The organism is Methylobacterium pseudosasicola (genome assembly GCF_900114535.1).
In the GTDB taxonomy this organism is placed as follows: Bacteria; Pseudomonadota; Alphaproteobacteria; order Rhizobiales; family Beijerinckiaceae; genus Methylobacterium; species Methylobacterium pseudosasicola.
This window is the reverse complement of sequence record NZ_FOTK01000123.1, coordinates 1-1,468: the sequence shown is the minus strand read 5'-3', so window position 1 is coordinate 1,468 and position 1,468 is coordinate 1. Positions and strand designations below refer to the sequence as shown.

The following is a 1,468-nucleotide window of genomic DNA, read 5'->3' as shown; positions in this document are numbered from 1 at the left end:
CGACGGTAACAGGGGACGCGTCGGTGACATGCCGCTGGCCCTGGGCGACCCGTGAAGGCGCCCTACGGCTACGCTTCCTTCACTCCTGGTGGCACAGTGCCGCCGTCATGCCGATCCGGCCAGAGCACCGCTTCTTCTACCCCATCGACTGGCGCGAGCTATCGATGGCGATCCGCTTCGGCCGGGCGCAAGGCCGGTGTGAGAGCTGCGGGCGACCGCACGGGCAGATGGTCTACCACCTCGGCGACGGGCGCTGGTGGGACGCTGAGGCCGGCCGGTGGCGTGATGGCTGGGGGCGGCGGATCCGGATTAGGTCAGGCACCGACATCCTCGGCCGCGCCCGCCAGACCCACGTGGTGCTGGCCGCCGCCCATCGGGATCACGACACCGCCAACAACGCAGACGCCAACCTCGCAGCCTTCTGCCAGCGCTGCCACATGATCCACGACCGACCGGAGCATCAGAGGCGGCGTCGAAGAACGCTGTTCCGGCGGAAGGCGATGGGCGACCTGTTTGGTGGGCCTTACGCTTGAGGCATTGAGCCGGCATCGCCCGTGGTTAAAAGTCTGCTGCGACCAACGCGCAACTGCCAGTCATTCTGCAAAGCGAGTGCGAAGCACCAACAGATTTAGGCTGATATACTAATATCAGTTAGGCAATATGTAGCCAGAATTTTCTAGGTCTAGACCTTGGGGGTTTAATTATACAGGTTGCAATCGTGACGATTTACAATCTACGCCGGCAGCTTCTCCTCGGTGCGCCTATGGCGTTCATGATGGCATTGCTCGCGCTCGGGCCAGCCCAAGCCAGTCTCTCCAACGTCGTCCGTATCGTGCTGCAGAAGGGCCGACACTACGATCCCACCGACCTGTTCCTGCGCAGGGGCGACACCATCACCTTGGTCAACGGTGACGACAGCGCGGTGCATCACGCTTTTATCGAGGCCGATCGGTTCGCGTTCGACGCCGGTGATCAAGAACCGGGCAAGCAGGCGACGCTGACGCTGAAAGAGCCGGGCGATTTCATCATCCAGTGCGGCATCCACCCGAAGATGAGGCTCACCATCCACGTTCAGTAGCTGCACGCCTCATGGAGATAGCGGCCCAGGCGCAACCCTTCAGGACGCCTGTCCGACCGCTACAGCAACCGGCTTGAGGGCTCGGATGAGATCGTCGTCCAGCTGCCCGGCCATACTCTGCAGAATGCCATAAGCTTTCTGCCCACACATCGATGCACGGTAAGGACGCCGCTCGATGAGCGCTCCGTAGACGTCGCAGACCGTCACCAGGCGCACGAAGTCCGGGACCTCCCAGCCCCGAAGACCATCGGGGTAGCCGGTCCCATCAATCATCTCGTGATGGGAGCGAACGGCCGCTAGCATTACAGTTGCGTTTTAGAGCGTTTTCGCTTGCTATTTGTCGCGCTGGGCTTACGCCGTCGACGTCCCCTTTCGGCTGAAGCACGGCGT

Annotated in this window: 3 protein-coding genes; 2 read left to right on the top strand and 1 reads right to left on the bottom strand. The window is 62.1% G+C overall.

The genetic code is table 11. From position 1 onward, the window contains the following. The first annotated feature begins 107 nt into the window (after nucleotides 1-107). Entirely contained in the window at nucleotides 108-533 is a 426-nt protein-coding gene (locus BM228_RS33460; protein ID WP_092047639.1) for a hypothetical protein, read from the top strand. Between the two features lie 185 nt (nucleotides 534-718). Continuing rightward, nucleotides 719-1,078 (top strand): cupredoxin domain-containing protein, encoded by a 360-nt coding sequence (locus BM228_RS33455; RefSeq protein ID WP_244537448.1) that lies wholly within the window; start codon nucleotides 719-721, stop codon nucleotides 1,076-1,078. Nucleotides 1,079-1,117: 39 nt separating this feature from the next. Here the strand turns inward: BM228_RS33455 and BM228_RS36045 are convergent, their stop codons facing one another. Then, a complete protein-coding gene (locus BM228_RS36045; protein ID WP_139234362.1) occupies nucleotides 1,118-1,381 on the bottom strand; it encodes an HD-GYP domain-containing protein in 264 nt (87 codons plus the stop codon). Between the last annotated feature and the right edge of the window lie 87 nt (nucleotides 1,382-1,468).

Bases quoted from the DNA above. Each gene is read 5' to 3' on its own strand.
- BM228_RS33460 (WP_092047639.1), top strand. From the start codon at position 108: ATGCCGATCCGGCCAGAGCACCGCTTCTTCTACCCCATCGACTGGCGC.
- BM228_RS36045 (WP_139234362.1), bottom strand. From the start codon at position 1,381: ATGCTAGCGGCCGTTCGCTCCCATCACGAGATGATTGATGGGACCGGC.